18 protein-coding genes are annotated in these 15326 nt (G+C 68.8%); all 18 read right to left on the bottom strand.

Going from position 1 to position 15326, the window contains the following annotated elements:
- Positions 1-33: 33 nt before the first annotated feature.
- The 18 genes from H976_RS0121510 to rho all read right to left on the bottom strand — a co-directional run bounded on the left by H976_RS0121510 (position 34) and on the right by rho (position 15293).
- The gene (locus tag H976_RS0121510; RefSeq protein ID WP_027863211.1) at positions 34-474 is read right to left on the bottom strand and encodes a DUF2550 domain-containing protein; all 441 of its coding nucleotides are present in this window, start codon (positions 472-474) and stop codon (positions 34-36) included.
- A 122-nt stretch (positions 475-596) separates the two neighbouring features.
- Complete coding sequence (locus H976_RS0121505; RefSeq protein ID WP_027863210.1) at positions 597-989, bottom strand: F0F1 ATP synthase subunit epsilon; 393 nt, start codon at positions 987-989, stop codon at positions 597-599.
- Positions 986-2458 carry a F0F1 ATP synthase subunit beta gene (atpD, locus tag H976_RS0121500; RefSeq protein WP_027863209.1) on the bottom strand — a complete coding sequence of 491 codons (1473 nt, stop codon included), beginning with the start codon at positions 2456-2458 and terminating at the stop codon, positions 986-988. The genes H976_RS0121505 and atpD overlap by 4 nt, the downstream gene beginning before the upstream one ends.
- A 6-nt stretch (positions 2459-2464) precedes the next feature.
- A complete protein-coding gene (locus H976_RS0121495) occupies positions 2465-3418 on the bottom strand; it encodes a F0F1 ATP synthase subunit gamma (RefSeq protein ID WP_027863208.1) in 954 nt (317 codons plus the stop codon).
- Between the two features lie 3 nt (positions 3419-3421).
- Entirely contained in the window at positions 3422-5065 is a 1644-nt protein-coding gene (gene atpA / locus H976_RS0121490; protein ID WP_027863207.1) for a F0F1 ATP synthase subunit alpha, read from the bottom strand.
- A 55-nt stretch (positions 5066-5120) separates the two neighbouring features.
- Positions 5121-5918, bottom strand: a complete 798-nt coding sequence (locus H976_RS0121485) for a F0F1 ATP synthase subunit delta (protein ID WP_051277279.1) — start codon at positions 5916-5918, stop codon at positions 5121-5123.
- Positions 5918-6481, bottom strand: coding sequence for a F0F1 ATP synthase subunit B (locus tag H976_RS0121480; RefSeq protein ID WP_027863205.1), 564 nt, complete (start codon positions 6479-6481; stop codon positions 5918-5920). The genes H976_RS0121485 and H976_RS0121480 overlap by 1 nt, the downstream gene beginning before the upstream one ends.
- Positions 6482-6528: 47 nt before the next feature.
- Entirely contained in the window at positions 6529-6780 is a 252-nt protein-coding gene (locus H976_RS0121475; protein ID WP_027863204.1) for a F0F1 ATP synthase subunit C, read from the bottom strand.
- Positions 6781-6854: 74 nt separating this feature from the next.
- Positions 6855-7706 carry a F0F1 ATP synthase subunit A gene (gene atpB / locus H976_RS27860; protein WP_051277276.1) on the bottom strand — a complete coding sequence of 284 codons (852 nt, stop codon included), beginning with the start codon at positions 7704-7706 and terminating at the stop codon, positions 6855-6857.
- On the bottom strand, positions 7703-8179 hold the full coding sequence (locus H976_RS0121465) for a hypothetical protein (protein ID WP_027863203.1): 477 nt from the start codon (positions 8177-8179) through the stop codon (positions 7703-7705). The genes atpB and H976_RS0121465 overlap by 4 nt, the downstream gene beginning before the upstream one ends.
- A gap of 9 nt (positions 8180-8188) precedes the next feature.
- The gene (locus tag H976_RS27855; protein ID WP_036227642.1) at positions 8189-8407 is read right to left on the bottom strand and encodes an AtpZ/AtpI family protein; all 219 of its coding nucleotides are present in this window, start codon (positions 8405-8407) and stop codon (positions 8189-8191) included.
- Positions 8408-8687: 280 nt separating this feature from the next.
- Complete coding sequence (locus tag H976_RS27850) at positions 8688-9818, bottom strand: MraY family glycosyltransferase (protein WP_036227641.1); 1131 nt, start codon at positions 9816-9818, stop codon at positions 8688-8690.
- Positions 9811-10491, bottom strand: coding sequence for an L-threonylcarbamoyladenylate synthase (locus H976_RS0121450; RefSeq protein ID WP_027863202.1), 681 nt, complete (start codon positions 10489-10491; stop codon positions 9811-9813). Before H976_RS0121450 ends, H976_RS27850 begins: the two co-directional genes overlap by 8 nt.
- An 18-nt stretch (positions 10492-10509) precedes the next feature.
- Positions 10510-11352 carry a peptide chain release factor N(5)-glutamine methyltransferase gene (prmC, locus tag H976_RS0121445; protein WP_027863201.1) on the bottom strand — a complete coding sequence of 281 codons (843 nt, stop codon included), beginning with the start codon at positions 11350-11352 and terminating at the stop codon, positions 10510-10512.
- Positions 11349-12422 carry a peptide chain release factor 1 gene (gene prfA, locus H976_RS0121440; RefSeq protein ID WP_027863200.1) on the bottom strand — a complete coding sequence of 358 codons (1074 nt, stop codon included), beginning with the start codon at positions 12420-12422 and terminating at the stop codon, positions 11349-11351. The genes prmC and prfA overlap by 4 nt, the downstream gene beginning before the upstream one ends.
- A 126-nt stretch (positions 12423-12548) precedes the next feature.
- On the bottom strand, positions 12549-12767 hold the full coding sequence (gene rpmE / locus H976_RS0121435; protein WP_027863199.1) for a 50S ribosomal protein L31: 219 nt from the start codon (positions 12765-12767) through the stop codon (positions 12549-12551).
- Positions 12768-12971: 204 nt separating this feature from the next.
- The gene (locus H976_RS0121430) at positions 12972-13343 is read right to left on the bottom strand and encodes a response regulator transcription factor (protein ID WP_027863198.1); all 372 of its coding nucleotides are present in this window, start codon (positions 13341-13343) and stop codon (positions 12972-12974) included.
- A 99-nt stretch (positions 13344-13442) separates the two neighbouring features.
- Complete coding sequence (gene rho, locus H976_RS0121425; protein WP_027863197.1) at positions 13443-15293, bottom strand: transcription termination factor Rho; 1851 nt, start codon at positions 15291-15293, stop codon at positions 13443-13445.
- Positions 15294-15326 lie beyond the last annotated feature (33 nt).

The following is a 15326-nucleotide window of genomic DNA, read 5'->3' as shown; positions in this document are numbered from 1 at the left end:
AAAGCGGACCGGGCTGGCAGCCGACGACGCCTCCTACCGCGAAGGCCGCGACCCCGGAGGCCCCGCCTCGAGCCAGGACTGCAACCCGGTCAGCGAGCTCGGGCTCATCGCCAGCTCGGCCTCGCCGCGGGGGGTGCGGCAGACGACGACCACGTGACCGGCGTAGAGCGCGAACTCCTCGGCACCCTCGGGCTCACGCTGGCCGAGGACCTTCAGGTCGTTGCGGCGCCAGGTCCGGCGCGGGCCGGGGAACGGGGAGAAGATGCGGAACCACTCCAGGGAGTTCTCGCGGTAGCGGCCCATGCCGAGCACCCAGCCACGGCCCTCGGCCGACCGGCTCTCCCGGACGCTGAGCTCGAAGGTGCCGCCGTTGCGCGAGAGCACCCGGCGTCGTACGACGAGCAGGACACCGAACAGCAGCAGGACGAGCAGCACGGCACCTGCTGAGTCCAGCAGCCATTGCCATACCGGCATCGAGTCCCTCGTTCCGCCTCGCGATGGGTGAGGTCACAGACTAGGAGATGCCTCAACGACCGCCGAGGGCCGCCCCGGAAACCCGGAGCGGCCCTCGAACGTCGGTCAGGAGGTGCTGGTGATCAGGACGCCCTCTCGGCGGCACGGATGCGCGCCTCGAGCCGCCGGACCTCGGCGTTGGTGCGGTGGTCGTCGTCCTCGCCGCGGACCCGCTCGAGCTCCGAGCGGGCCTCACCGGCGTCGATGTCCTGGGCCAGGTCGGCGTGACTGGCCAGGATCGAGACGCGGTTGGCGGCCACCGAGATGAAGCCGTCGTCGACCGCAGCCAGCCAGGTCTCGCCGTCCGCGGTCTCGACCTCGATCACGCCGGCCTCGAGCAGCGACAGTACCGGCATGTGGTTGGCCAGGATGCCGATCTCGCCGCCCGCCGTACGCGCGTTGACCACGGTGGCCTCACCGGACCACACGAGGCGGTCGGCAGCGACCAGCTCGACGTGGAGGGTGTCGTCGCTCACGAGTCGCTCTGCCCCGTCTGCTTCTGGATCTCTTCCCACTTGCGCTCGACGTCGTCGAGACCACCGCACATGAAGAAGGCCTGCTCGGCCACGTGGTCGTAGTCACCGTCGGCGATCTTGTTGAACGCCTCGATGGTGTCGGCGATCGGGACCGTCGAACCCTCGAGACCGGTGAACTGCTTGGCCACGTAGGTGTTCTGCGACAGGAACCGCTGGATGCGGCGGGCGCGGGACACGATGACCTTGTCCTCTTCGGAGAGCTCGTCGACACCGAGGATCGCGATGATGTCCTGGAGCTCCTTGTTGCGCTGGAGGATCTGCTTGATCCGCACGGCGCAGTCGTAGTGGTCCTTGCCGATGTACTGCGGGTCGAGGATCCGCGAGGTCGACGTCAGCGGGTCCACCGCCGGGTAGATGCCGAGCGAGGCGATCTCGCGCGAGAGCTCGGTGGTCGCGTCGAGGTGCGCGAACGTCGCCGCCGGCGCCGGGTCGGTGTAGTCGTCGGCCGGCACGTAGATCGCCTGCATCGAGGTGATCGAGTGACCACGCGTCGAGGTGATCCGCTCCTGGAGCGTGCCCATCTCGTCGGCGAGGTTGGGCTGGTAGCCCACCGCGGACGGCATCCGGCCGAGCAGCGTGGAGACCTCGGAACCGGCCTGCGTGAACCGGAAGATGTTGTCGATGAACAGCAGCACGTCCTGGTTCTGCACGTCGCGGAAGTACTCCGCCATCGTCAGGCCCGACAGCGCCACGCGCAGCCGGGTGCCCGGCGGCTCGTCCATCTGGCCGAAGACCAGGGCGGTCTGGCCGATGACGCCGGCCTCCTCCATCTCCTGGATCAGGTCGTTGCCCTCACGGGTGCGCTCGCCGACGCCGGCGAACACGGACACACCACCGTGGTCCTTCGCGACGCGGGCGATCATCTCCTGGATCAGCACGGTCTTGCCCACACCGGCGCCGCCGAACAGGCCGATCTTGCCGCCCGTGACGTACGGCGCGAGCAGGTCGATGACCTTGATGCCGGTCTCGAACATCTCGGTCTTGGACTCGAGCTGGTCGAAGGCGGGCGCCTTGCGGTGGATGCCCCAACGCTCCTTGACGTCGAGCTCCTCGCCCTCCTCGAGGTTGAGGCACTCGCCGAGCGCGTTGAACACGTGGCCCTTGGTCACGTCGCCGACGGGCACCGAGATCGGGCCGCCGGTGTCGCGCACCTCGGCGCCGCGGACGAGCCCGTCCGTCGGCTGGAGCGAGATGGCGCGGACCATGCCGTCGCCGATGTGCTGGGCGACCTCGAGCGAGAGCAGACGCGTCTCGCCGAGCAGCTCGAGGTCGACCTCGAGCTTGTTGTACATCTCCGGCATGTTGTCGACCGGGAACTCCACGTCGACGACGGGCCCGATCACGCGGGCGATGCGACCGACGGCGGTGGAGCCGCCCTCGGTCTTGTTCTCTTCAACGGTGGCAGTCATGTCTTCTCACTCACTCCCGGCTTGGGCGTCGGCGAGCGCATTCACGCCACCGACAATCTCGCTGATTTCCTGGGTAATACCGGCCTGGCGGGCCTGGTTGGCGGTCCGCGTGTACTTCTTGATCAGCTCGTCGGCGTTGTCCGTCGCGGACTTCATCGCCTTCTGACGGGCCGCGAGCTCGGAAGCCGCGGCCTGCAGCAACGCGAAGAAGATGCGGCTCTGGACGTACTTCGGCAGCAGCCCGTCGAGCACCTCCTCGGGGGACGGCTCGAACTCGTAGAGCGGCAGCACCTCGTCGGACTCGGGCATCTCCTCGCCCTCGACGACCTCGAGCGGCAGCAGCCTGATGTCACGCGGCTCCTGCACCAGCATCGAGCGGAACTGCGTGAAGACCACGTGCACCTCGTCGACCCCCGGCGGCACCTCGCGGTCCTGGCCGTGGTCCTGGATGGTGCGGGCCTCGGGCTCGTCGTTGATGAAGGCGCCGATCAGGCTGTGCCCGATGGCCTCCGCCACCTCGAAGTTGGGCTGGTCGCTGTGCCCGGTCCACGCCTCGACGATCGGACGGTTGCGGAAGCGGAAGTAGGCCTCGCCCTTGCGTCCGGAGATGTAGGTGTCGACCTCCTTGCCCTCGTCCTCGAGACGGGTCCGCAGCCGCTCGGCCTCCTTGAGCACGCTCGAGGAGTAGGCACCGGCCAGCCCGCGGTCACTGGTGATCACCAGGATCGCGGCCCGCTTCGGGTCCTCGGGCTCGGTGGTCAGGGGGTGGTCGACGTTGGAGTACGTCGCCACCGCGGAGACCGCTCGGGTCAGCTCGCGGGCGTACGGCGCCGCCGACTGGGCACGCTGCTGCGCCTTGATGATCCGCGAGGCAGCGATGAGCTCCATCGCACGCGTGATCTTCTTCATCGACTCCGTCGACTTGATCCGCGCGCGGTACTCGCGCAGGGATACAGCCATGGGTCAGCCCTGCTTCTTCTGCTTGACGATCTGCTCCTGGTCGATGTCCTCGTCCTCGAGCGCCTCGTGCTCCTCGTGGCCGGCCTTGATCGAGCCGCCCTCGCTGGTCTCGAACTGGTCGAGGAAGTCGTCGTAGGCCTTCTCGAGCCCGCTCTCGGTCTCGTCCTCGAACTTCTGGCTGCTGGCGATCGCGTCGAGGAGGTCACCGTGTGAGCGGCGTACGAAGTCGAGGAACTCCTGCTCGAAGCGCAGCACGTCCTCGGTCGGCACCCGGTCGAGGCGACCGGAGGTGCCCAGCCACAGCGACACGGTCATGTCCTGGAGCGGGTACGGCGAGTACTGCGGCTGCTTGAGCAGCGCCATCAGCCGCTGACCGCGGTCGAGCTGCTGGCGCGACGCCGCGTCGAGGTCGGAGGCGAACATCGCGAACGCCTCCATCGCGCGGAACTGCGCCAGGTCGACCTTGAGCGAACCGGTGACGGTCTTCATCGCCTTGGTCATGGCCGCACCACCCACGCGCGACACCGACACACCGACGTCGATCGCCGGGCGCTGGTTGGACGCGAACAGGTCGGACTGCAGGAAGATCTGACCGTCGGTGATCGAGATGACGTTGGTCGGGATGTACGCCGAGACGTCGTTGGCCTTGGTCTCGATGATCGGCAGACCGGTCATCGACCCGTGGCCGAGGTCGTCGGAGAGCTTGGCGCAGCGCTCGAGCAACCGGCTGTGCAGGTAGAAGACGTCGCCCGGGTAGGCCTCACGACCCGGCGGGCGGCGCAGCAGCAGGGACACGGCGCGGTAGGCCTCGGCCTGCTTGGTCAGGTCGTCGAAGACGATCAGGACGTGCTTGCCGTCGTACATCCAGTGCTGGCCGATGGCCGAGCCGGTGTAGGGGGCGAGGTACTTGAAGCCCGCGGAGTCTGACGCCGGAGAGGCCACGATCGTGGTGTACTCCAGCGCGCCGGCCTCCTCGAGGGCGCCCCGCACGGCGGCGATGGTCGAGCCCTTCTGGCCGATGGCGACGTAGATGCAGCGGACCTGCTTGTCCTCGTCGCCGGTCTCCCAGTTCTGCTTCTGGTTGATGATCGTGTCGATGGCGATCGTGGTCTTGCCGGTCGAGCGGTCGCCGATGATCAGCTGGCGCTGACCGCGACCGATCGGGGTCATCGAGTCGATCGCCTTGATGCCGGTCGCGAGCGGCTCGTGCACCGACTTGCGGGCCATCACGCCGGGAGCCTGGAGCTCGAGGGCGCGGCGGCCCTCGTTCTCGATGTCGCCGAGGCCGTCGATCGGGGTGCCGAGCGGGTCGATGACCCGACCGAGGAACTTGTCGCCGACCGGGACCGACAGGATCTCGCCCGTACGGCGGACCGTCTGGCCCTCCTCGATACCGGCGAAGTCACCGAGGACGACGACGCCGATCTCACGGGTGTCGAGGTTCAGGGCGATGCCCTGGGTGCCGTCCTCGAACTCGAGCAGCTCGTTCGCCATCGCTGAGGGAAGGCCGGTGATCCGGGCGATGCCGTCGGCGGTCTCGGAGACCGTGCCGACCTCCTCCTTGCTCGCGGCGGAGGGCTTGTAGTCCTCGACGTACTTCTGGAGCGCGTCGCGGATCTCCTCCGGACGAATCGAAAGCTCCGTCATGTTCTGTGCCTCTTCCCTGGTTCTTTTACGTCTTCTGGAGTGGTCTGGGTGCCGGTCAGCCGGCGAGCTTGCGTTGGGCGTCCTCGAGCTTGCTGGACACGGTGCCGTCGATGACGTCGTCACCGATCTCGACCCGGAGGCCGCCGACGACGTCGGGGTCGACCACGACCTGCAGGTGGACCGAGGTGGCGTACTGGCGCGAGAGCGCCTGCGTCAGCCGCTCGCGCTCGTCGTCGGCGAGCTCCCGCGCGGTGTGCACCGTCGCGATCCTCTCGTCCTTGGCCTCGGCCGCAACGTGCTGGAACTCCTCGAGCCCGCGGTCCACGGAGCCGTGGCTGCCGCTGACCGCCTGGCCCACGAGCACCAGGGTGGCCGGCTGCACCTTGCCCTCGAACAGCTGCTGCAGCAGGCCGCGCTTGTCGGCAACCGTGCGAGCCGGGTCGGACAGCGCCGAGCGCAGGGGCTCGTGGCCGTCCACCGTCTGGCGCACCTCGAACAGCTCGTCGCTGACCCGGCCACCGTCGTCGCCGGCGGAACGGACCGTGGCCAGCACGCCGAGGTACTCGATCACGTCGGCCAGGTCGCGCGGTGACGTCCAGCGGCGCCGGACGGCGTCCTTGACCAGGTCGACGGCGTCGGAGCCGAGGGCGTTGCCGAAGACGTTGCCGATCAGGCCGGCCTTGGCGTCACCCTCGATGGAGGCGTCCGTGGCGATCCGTCGCACCGCAGCCTCGCCGCGGAGGACCGACGCGACAGCGAACAGCTCCTCACCGAGGGTCGCGGTGTCGCCCGAGATTCCCTCGAGACGGGAGGCCAGCTCCTGCCTGGCCTCGGCGGAGGCGCCACGCAGCATCAGCGGTCTCCGTCCTGAGCGGTTGCCTCGGCGGCCTGCATCGACTCGACGTCGGCCAGGAACCGGTCGACGACACGGGTGCTGCGCTCGTCGTCGTCGAGGCTCTCGCCCACGATCCGGCCGGCGAGGTCGATGGCCAGCGTGCCGACCTCGGCACGCAGCGAGGCCACGGCCTGCTGACGCTCGGCGCGGACCTGTGCGTGTCCGTGCTCGACGATGCGGGCTGCCTCGGCCTGGGCCTGTTCGCGAGCCTCGCCCACGATCTGGGCGCCCTGCTCGCGTGCCTCCTCGCGGATCTTGGCGGCTTCGTGGCGGGCGTCGGCGATCTGCGCCTTGAACTCTTCCTCGGCCTTGTGGGCTGCGGCCTTGGCCTCTTCGAGGTCGGCGAACTCCTTCTTGATCGCGTCCTGGCGCGCCGTCATCGCCCGGTTGATCGGGGGGATGACGAACTTCGCCAGGAGCCAGACGATGATCCCGAACGCGATCAGCTCGACGAAGAAGGTGCCGTTGGGCACCAGGAAGTTGCTCGCCAGCGGGATGAGTCCCGCGGTCACGTGCACCATCAATCCGGTCCTTTGCTTGGTGTGGCCTGGTTCGCTCTACGTCCTGCTCAGCCGAGGACGAAGACGAACAGCGCCATGAAGGCCAGGTTGATGAAGAACATCGCCTCGACCAGACCGACGGTCAGGAAGAAGATCGTCTGGAGACGGCCCTGGGCCTCCGGCTGACGGGCGACGCCCTCGATGTACGACGAACCGGCCAGGCCGTCACCAACGCCGGCACCGATCGCACCACCGGCGAGCGCAATGCCACCGCCGATGAACGCGCCAGCGGTCGTGACGGCCGAATCGCTTACTGCCATGTCAGTTTCTCTCCTTGGTTGGGCGCCGGTTCCCCGGCGCTCTGGTTACCTCTGCTGCGCCTGTGCCGTGGAGCTCAGTGCGCTGGTTCGGGTTCGGCCGACTTCTGCTCGGCCTGGTCGTGCTGCACGTGCTCGTCCTGCTCGTCGTGGTCCCCGTGGTCGCCGCCGGCCATCCCGAAGTACAGGACGGTCAGCAGCGCGAAGATGAAGGCCTGCAGCCCGCCGAGGAACATCGTGTCGAACAGCTTCCAGATCACGTTGAGGATGATCGCGAGAGCGGGGCCGACGGGGATGTTGCTCGGTGCCAGGCTGACCAGCCCGGCGATGAGGCCGAGCATGATGCCACCGGCGAAGATGTTGCCGAAGAGTCGCAGCGCGAGCGTGATCGGCTTGACCAGCTCCTCGAGGATGTTCAGCGGCAGCAGGTAGGGGTAGGGCTCCAGGAAGTGCTTGAGGTAGCCCTTCAGGCCCTTCTGCCGGACGCCGAAGGTCCAGACCCCGACGATCACCAGCGCCGCCATCGCGTAGGTGAGGTTGGTGTCCGCCGTCGGCGACGGGAGCAGGTGGGTGTCGGAGTTGAGCTCGGTGGGGATGACCTCGAGCCAGTTGGCGATCAGGATGAAGAAGAACAGCGCGGTCGCCAGGGGTATGACGAACGGGTTCACCTTGCCGAGGTTGGCCGTCACCTGCGTGGTGACCTGGTCGATGATCGTCTCCCAGACGAGCTGGATCTTGGTCGGGACGTGGTCGGGGGTCTCCTCGGTGAGCTTGGCCCTGGCCCAGAAACCGAGCGCTACGACGATGGCTCCGGCGACGACCGTCACCCAGATGGTGTCGAGGTTGAAGGTCATCCCGAGAAAGTGCCCCTCAGGGTGCTCGCCCGGGTGGATCTCGATCGCGAGCGGTGCGATCACGGCGGACGTCACTGTGACTTCAACTCCTTGAGCAACGGGATCGTGGTCATCACGAGGGCGATCAAACGGAACACGGCCAGTCCGAGGAGGAGACCGATGCCATCGGGCCAGAAGGCCACGGCGCAGCCTACGGCCACAACGGAGAGGACTGCCAGTCGGGTGATCGTGGATGCGATCAGCTTTTTGCGGGTCGGCTGCTCCCCCGAGACCAGCAGCTTGAGCAGCCAGTACTCGGTGACGAGGTGGTTCACCACGCCCAGCGCGATGCCCCCGGCGATGCAGCCGGCGAGCGTCCACTCGCCGAGCTGGATGAGGATCCAGTAGGCGGCGACGATGAGCACGACCGCTACCAGGAGCACCTTGCGCTGGTCGCGCAGCACCCGGCCGAAGGTGGCCTTCTCACCCGGGGCGAGCGGGGAGGTGTCCGTGGCCTGGGGGTCGTTGGCCTCGGGGTCGTGGATCGGGGTCACGGGCTGGTGGGTCACGGGAGCACCTCAGTCTCGCAATGCAGAACGGACGCGGAGCCAGAAGGCGACGCATCCGACCACGACACCGACGGCGATGCCGACCAAGACGCCGGCCGGTGAGGTACCGGCGCTGTTGTCGAACACCAGGCCGAGGACCATGCCCCCCACGACCGCTGCGACCAGGAGCCCCCCGAGGCCAGCGAGATCACGTCCCCGCAAGGTGTTCTCGGTGCGCTCATCGTCCATTCGGCCGGATCGCTTTCTTGAAGACTCCGCGTGCGGGGCTTCCGCCTGGCGAACCTGCTGGACAGACGGTGGCTGGCCACGTCAGTACCCGACCCCGACCGCGCGAAACTATCACAGCGCGCGGGAGCCTCCGGCTCCTCGATCGGCCGCACGATCGCACCCGGACACCGGGTGCTGGAGCTGGGGGTCGTCATCATTGGCGGCCTCGTCGGATCGTCGTCGTGCGGCGGTCTTGTGAAAATTAGCACAAAGTCCTGGCAGGCTTCCAATCGAGTCCCGCTCAGCGGACGAGGTGCTCCTCGATCCGGGCTTCTCCCGGGCGCTGGACGCGGGGCACCAGGAAGGTCAGCGCGACGGTGACGATCGCCCCCAGGGCGAGCAGAGCCCAGATCAGCGGACCCGAGTAGAGGCTGATCAGCACGCCGCCGAAGGCGATCAGGCCGGCCCAGAGCCACATCACGATCACGGCCCGTCGCTGGCTGTGGCCGAACTCGAGCAGCCGGTGGTGCAGGTGCTCCTTGTCGGGTTGGTAGAAGGCCTGGCCACGCCGGGTGCGTCGTACGACGGCCAGCACCAGGTCGGCCAGCGGCACCACCAGGATCGAGATCGGCAGCAGGATCGGCAGCAGCTGCGCGAACCCTCCCCCGTCGCTGACCGTGATGCTGGCGAACTGGCCGGTCAGCGTCAGGGCCGACCCCGAGAGCACCAGTCCCAGCAGCATCGACCCCGAGTCGCCCATGAAGATGCGGGCCGGGAAGAAGTTGTGCGGCAGGAAGCCGGCACAGGCCCCGCCCATCGCGGCGCACAGCATCGCGGCGGTGATCGCGAGGGTGTAGCCGTTGGCGTCGGCCAGCTGGTAGCTGAACACGAAGAAGGCCACGGCGCCGATCAACACCACGCCGGCAGCGAGCCCGTCGAGACCGTCGACGAAGTTGACGGCGTTCATCGTGCCGACCACCAGCAGGATCGAGAGCAGCATCGCCTGCGTCGGGTCGAGCGAGAACTGACCGACGCCGGGCAGGTTCAGCGACCAGAGCTGGACCCCGTTGAGCACCAGGAACCCGGCGGCCACGATCTGGCCGCCGAGCTTGGTCAGCGCGTCGAGCTCGATGAGGTCGTCGACGACGCCGACGGCACAGATCATGGCGCCGCCGAGCAGCACGATCCCGGCATCGTGGAACACCGTCGGCTGCGAGGTCCCCAGGAACGGGAGGTGGCGCGCCACCAGGAGCCCGGCCCCGAGCCCGCCGAGCATCGCGACCCCGCCGAAGTACGGGATCGGCGTGGCGTGCACGTCGCGGTCGCGCACCCGCGCGACGGCACCGGAGCGGATGGCCAGCTCGCGGGCGAAGACACAGAGCAGGTAGCTGGCGACGCCGGCCACCAGGAAGACGAGGAGGTACTCACGCACTGTCGTCGCCGGGGTCGGGCTCGGTCTCCAGCTCGGTCCCGAGTCCCTCCAGCACCTTGCTCAGCTCGGCCACGCTGATCGCGCCCTCGCGCAGCACGCGCGGCCGGGTGCCGGTGCAGTCGACGATGGTCGACGCCACCGACCCGCTGCTGGGCCCACCGTCGAGGATCACCTCGACGCCCCACCCGAGCATCTCCTCCGCCTCCTCGGCGGTGGTGGCGGCCGGGTGGCCGGTGTTGTTGGCCGAGGAGACCGCCAGCGGACCAGTGCGTCCCAGCAGCTCGAGGGCACCTTCGTGGTCGGGCATCCGGATGGCGACGGTCCCGCGCGTCTCACCGAGGTCCCACCGCAGCGAGGGCTGCTGGCGGCACACGATGGTCAGCGGGCCGGGCCAGTACTCCGCGACCAACCCGCTCGCCCATCCCGGGAGCTCGGTGGCGAGCGCCTCCAGCGTGGTGTCGGAGGAGATCAGCACCGGCGGGGGCATGTCGCGTCCCCGGCCCTTGGCGTCGAGGAGCCGCTGCACACCGTCGGAGTCGAAGGCGTCCACACCGACGCCGTAGACGGTGTCGGTCGGCAGTACGACCAGCTGTCCGCGTCGTACGGCGGTGACGGCGGCGGCCAGCCCGGCCTCGCGGGCCTGCGGGTCGGCCAGGTCGTACTGGGTGCTCACGGCGTCCTCCTCACCGGGTCATCGTGCCAGTCGAGCGACGACGTAGCGCGCCCGACCTGCCAGGTCCTGGTGGTCGCGTACGTCGACCCATCGGCCGGAGTCGAGGAACACCTGGGTCGCCGACTCGCCCTGCACGTCGGCGTGCTCCGCGCCCACCCAGCCTCCCGGCCGGAGCAACCGGGCCGCGGTCGCCTCGAGCACGCGCATCGCATCGAGGCCGTCCTCCCCCGACCACAGCGCGAGCGCCGGGTCGTGGTCACGGGCCTCCGGCGCGACGCTCTCGAAGGCCTCGAGCGGGATGTACGGCGGGTTGCAGACCACCACGTCGACGGTGCCGTCGAGCTCGGGAAAGGCATCGGCCATGTCACCGAGCCGGAGGTCGACGCCGGTGCCGACCAGGTTGCGCTCGGCCCACTCGAAGGCGGTCGGGTCCAGCTCGACGGCGTGCACCCGCGCTCCCGGGACCTCGGAGGCGAGGGTGGCAGCGATCGCGCCGGAACCGGTGCACAGGTCGACGACGACCGGCTCGTCGCACTCCCGCGCCCGGTCGATCGCCCACCCGGCGACCAGCTCGGTCTCGGGTCGGGGCACGAAGACCCCCGGTCCGACGTACAGCTCCACGTGGCGGAAGCCGGTCGAGCCGGTCAGGTGCTGCAACGGCTCGCGCGCGACCCTCCGGTCGAGCAGCGCCTCGAAGCTGGCGAGCTGCTCGTCGCTCACGTCGCGGAGGAGGCTGAGACTGCCTCGGGAGGTGCCGACGGCGTACGCCAGGAGCGCGCTCGCGTCGTACGCCGGGCTGGCGACACCCGCGTCGGCCAGCCGTTGCTCGGCCGACCTGAGCAAGGGACGCGCAGCGGTCACTGGCCGATCGACTCCATCCGCGTCGCCATGTCGGCGTCGACGCAGGACGCGATCACGGCCTCGAGGTCGCCGTCGAGCACGCGGTCGAGGTCGTAGGACTTGTAGCCGGTGCGGTGGTCGGAGATGCGGTTCTCGGGATAGTTGTAGGTGCGGATGCGCTCGGAACGGTCGACGGTGCGCACCTGCGAACGGCGCGCGTCACTGGCCTCGGCGCTCGCTTCCTCCTCGGCCAGGGCGAGCAGCCTGGCCCGCAGGATGCGCAGTGCCTGCTCGCGGTTCTGCAGCTGGGACTTCTCGTTCTGGCAGCTGACCACGATGCCGCTGGGCAGGTGGGTGATCCGGACCGCGGAGTCGGTGGTGTTCACGCTCTGACCTCCGGGGCCGCTGGAGCGGAAGACGTCGATGCGCAGGTCGTTGTCGTTGATCTGCACGTCGACCGGCTCGGCCTCCGGCAGCACGAGCACGCCGGCGGCGCTGGTGTGCACGCGGCCCTGGCTCTCGGTGACCGGCACCCGCTGGACGCGGTGGACGCCGCCCTCGAACTTGAGCAGCGCGAACGGCGCCTCGCCCGGCTCGGGAGTCCCCTTCGCCTTCACGGCGAGGGTCACCGACTTGTAGCCACCCAGGTCGGACTCGGTGGCGTCCAGGATCTCGGTGGACCAGCCCCGGCGTTCGGCGTACCTCGTGTACATGCGGAGCAGGTCGCCCGCGAACAGCGCCGACTCCTCGCCGCCCTCGCCGGACTTGACCTCGAGCAGCACGTCCTTGCTGTCGGTGGCCGGGCGCGGCACCAGCAGGTGGCGCAACCGCTCCTCGGCGACGCCGCGAGCCTTCTCGAGCTGCTCGGCCTCGGTCGCGAACGTCGCGTCCTCACCGGCCAGCTCACGAGCCGCCTCGAGGTCGTCCCCCAGCCGGGTCCACTCGGCGTGGGCGCGCAGGATCGAGTTCAGCTCGGCGTACCGCTGGTTGAGGCGACGGGCCAGTGACTGGTCGGAGTGCACCGACGGCTCCGCCAGCTGAGTCTCGAGCTCCGCGTGCTCCTCGAGGAGCTGGGAGACGACTTCGAACACGGGAGGCTCCTGGGGTGGGTGTCGGTTTCCCCGGGCGTCCGGGGAAACTGTGGGCTGGCAGGCAATGTTTGGCCCGCCAGCCCCAGGTTTCCCCGGACGTCCGGGGAAACCTGGAAGCCCCTGGAGCTACTTCTCGGCCTTCTTCTTGGCGTAGCGGGCCTCGAACCGGGCCACGCGGCCACCGGTGTCGAGGATCTTCTGCTTGCCGGTGTAGAAGGGGTGGCAGTTGGAGCAGACCTCGGAGTGGATGGTGCCACTCGTGGCGGTGCTGCGAGTCGTGAACGTGTTGCCGCAGGTGCAGGTCACCTCGGTGGTCACGTACTCGGGGTGGATGTCCTTCTTCATGGTTTCCTCTCGGGTTACAGCCGCCGGGTCGCACCCGTGTGGGTACGTGAACCGGAGCCAGCGTCCAAGTGTGCCATCGCCTACCGCATGGGGGCGAATCGACCTTGACGCCTGCTCAACGCTCGCAGGTGCCGGTCTGTTCCTCGTACGACGCCGCGGCGCGCACGGCCGTCAGATCGGGCAAAAGGGCCCGGTCCGGGACCCTCAGCGGCTGCGGGCGAGTACGGCGGAGACGCGCGAGGCGAGCTCGCGGGGGCTGAACGGCTTGACGATGTAGTCGTCGGCGCCGGCCTCGAAGCCCTGCTCGATGTCCGACTCCTGGGCGCGGGCGGTCAGCATGATGATCGGCAGACCGTCCATGTTGGAGTCGGCGCGCAGGGCGCGGGCAGCGTCCAGGCCGCTCATGCCGGGCATCATCACGTCGAGAATCACCAGGTCGGGCTTCTCGGCGGTGCAGGCCTCCACGGCTGCAGCACCGTCCCCCACCGGTACGACGTCGTGCCCGCCGTGACGCAGCTTGAACACGACGAGCTCGCGGATGTCTGCGTCGTCATCCGCAATCACGATGCGAGCCATGTGTTTCCCCTCGAAAATGTTCGTAAGTCCCAGATGAGCATATCCACACCCATGGGCGGGCGCGGGCATATCGGACCTAGATGCGCAGGTCCCTGCACATCAGTCGTCCTTCCCACCGGCGGTGGGGGTGGTCTTCTGCACCTGCATGAGGAACTCGAGGTTGTTCTGGGACTTCTTCAACCGTTCCAGCAACAGCTCGAGCGCCTGCTGTCCGTCGAGCCCGGAGAGCACGCGGCGAAGCTTCCAGATGATGGACAGCTCCTCCTTGCTCATGAGCAGTTCTTCACGACGGGTTCCGGACTGTACGGCGTCGATGGCCGGGAAGATCCGCTTGTCCGCGAAATCGCGCCGGAGTCGGATCTCCATGTTGCCGGTGCCCTTGAACTCCTCGAAGATCACCTCGTCCATCTTCGAGCCGCTCTCGATCAGCGCGGTGGCGAGGATCGTCAGCGACCCGCCGTCCTCGATGTTGCGGGCGGCTCCGAAGAACTTCTTGGGCGGGTAGAGGGCCGCCGAGTCGACACCACCGGACAGGATCCGGCCGCTCGCCGGTGCGGCGAGGTTGTAGGCGCGGCCCAGGCGGGTGATGCCGTCGAGCAGGACGACCACGTCGTGCCCGAGCTCCACGAGCCGCTTGGCCCGCTCGATGGCCAGCTCCGCGACGATGGTGTGGTCGGCCGCCGGGCGGTCGAAGGTCGAGCTGACCACCTCGCCCTTCACCGAGCGCTCGAAGTCGGTGACCTCCTCCGGACGTTCGTCGACGAGGACGACCATCAGGTGGCACTCGGGGTTGTTGGTGGTGATCGAGTTGGCGATCGACTGCATGATCATCGTCTTGCCGGCCTTGGACGGCGACACGATCAGGCCACGCTGGCCCTTGCCGATCGGGGCGGCGATGTCGATGACCCGCCCGATCAGGTTGGTCGACGTGGTCTCCAGGCGCAGGCGCTCGGAGGGGTAGAGCGGCGTCAGCTTGTTGAACTCCACCCGGGTCTTGGAGGACTCGGGGTCGGCACCGTTGACGGTGTCGAGCTTCACGAGCGGGTTGTACTTCTCCTTGCGCTCGCCCTCACGAGGTTGCCGGACCTGGCCGGTGACGGCGTCGCCACGGCGCAGGCCGTACTTGCGCACCATCGACATCGAGACGTAGACGTCGTCGACACCGGGCAGGTAGCCACTGGTACGGACGAACGCGTAGTTGTCCATCAGGTCGAGGATGCCCGCGCAGGGAGCGAGGACGTCGTCCTCGAGGATCTGCAGGTCGGGCTCGTTGCGGTTGCGCGGCCCACTGCTCGGTGCGCCGCCCTGGGTGCCGCCCTGGTTGCCCCGGTCACGGCCGCGGCGGCGGCGGTTGCGCCGGCTGCCGCCCTCCTCGTCGGTGCGGTTCGCGCCCTGGTTCTGCCGGTCCTGGTTGCGGTCCTGGTTGCGGTCCTGGTTGCGGTCCTGATTGCGGTCGCGGTCCTGGTTCTGGTTCGCGTTGCGGTTGCCGCCCTGGTTGCCGCCCTGGTTCTGGCGGTCGTCGTTGCGGTTGCGGGTGTCCTCGCCCCGGTTGTCGTCGCGGTTCTGGTCGCGCTGCTGGTCCCGGTCGCGGGCCTGCTCGCCGCGGCTCTCCTCGCGCCCGTTCTGCTCGGGTCGCTGCTGCTCCGGCGCCTCCTGGGCCGCGCGGGCGTTGCGGGCCCGGGCGCCGTCCTGGTCCTTCTTCTCCGTCTTCTCGGAGCGGTCGGTGGCGTTGCCGCCACCGCTGCGGCCGCTCGGGGCGCCGCTCTGGGCTCCGCCCTGGGCCGACTTGATGGCCTCGATGAGGTCACCCTTGCGCATCCCGGTGGCCTTGATGCCGAGCCCGCCGGCGAGCTGCTTGAGCTCGGGGAGCAACATGGCGTTCAGGCCACCCTTGCGACCGCCGGGCGCGGATGCGCCGGAGGCGGGAGCAGTGTCGGTGGTTTCGGTCATGCGGGGTTCCTTCCCCCTTTTGGTGGCTGTACG

The sequence above is a fragment of the Marmoricola sp. URHB0036 genome (assembly GCF_000426045.1).
Classification (GTDB): domain Bacteria; phylum Actinomycetota; class Actinomycetes; order Propionibacteriales; family Nocardioidaceae; genus Marmoricola.
This window is presented reverse-complemented; position numbering and strand designations above follow the sequence as displayed.

What these genes read in the sequence shown, in the direction of transcription:
- H976_RS0121510 (WP_027863211.1), bottom strand. Translation starts at nt 474, where the DNA reads ATGCCGGTATGGCAATGGCTGCTGGACTCAGCAGGTGCCGTGCTGCTC.
- atpD (WP_027863209.1), bottom strand. Translation starts at nt 2,458, where the DNA reads ATGACTGCCACCGTTGAAGAGAACAAGACCGAGGGCGGCTCCACCGCC.
- H976_RS0121495 (WP_027863208.1), bottom strand. Translation starts at nt 3,418, where the DNA reads ATGGCTGTATCCCTGCGCGAGTACCGCGCGCGGATCAAGTCGACGGAG.
- atpA (WP_027863207.1), bottom strand. Translation starts at nt 5,065, where the DNA reads ATGACGGAGCTTTCGATTCGTCCGGAGGAGATCCGCGACGCGCTCCAG.
- H976_RS0121485 (WP_051277279.1), bottom strand. Translation starts at nt 5,918, where the DNA reads ATGCTGCGTGGCGCCTCCGCCGAGGCCAGGCAGGAGCTGGCCTCCCGT.
- H976_RS0121480 (WP_027863205.1), bottom strand. Translation starts at nt 6,481, where the DNA reads ATGGTGCACGTGACCGCGGGACTCATCCCGCTGGCGAGCAACTTCCTG.
- H976_RS0121475 (WP_027863204.1), bottom strand. Translation starts at nt 6,780, where the DNA reads ATGGCAGTAAGCGATTCGGCCGTCACGACCGCTGGCGCGTTCATCGGC.
- H976_RS27855 (WP_036227642.1), bottom strand. Translation starts at nt 8,407, where the DNA reads ATGGACGATGAGCGCACCGAGAACACCTTGCGGGGACGTGATCTCGCT.
- rpmE (WP_027863199.1), bottom strand. Translation starts at nt 12,767, where the DNA reads ATGAAGAAGGACATCCACCCCGAGTACGTGACCACCGAGGTGACCTGC.
- H976_RS0121430 (WP_027863198.1), bottom strand. Translation starts at nt 13,343, where the DNA reads ATGGCTCGCATCGTGATTGCGGATGACGACGCAGACATCCGCGAGCTC.
- rho (WP_027863197.1), bottom strand. Translation starts at nt 15,293, where the DNA reads ATGACCGAAACCACCGACACTGCTCCCGCCTCCGGCGCATCCGCGCCC.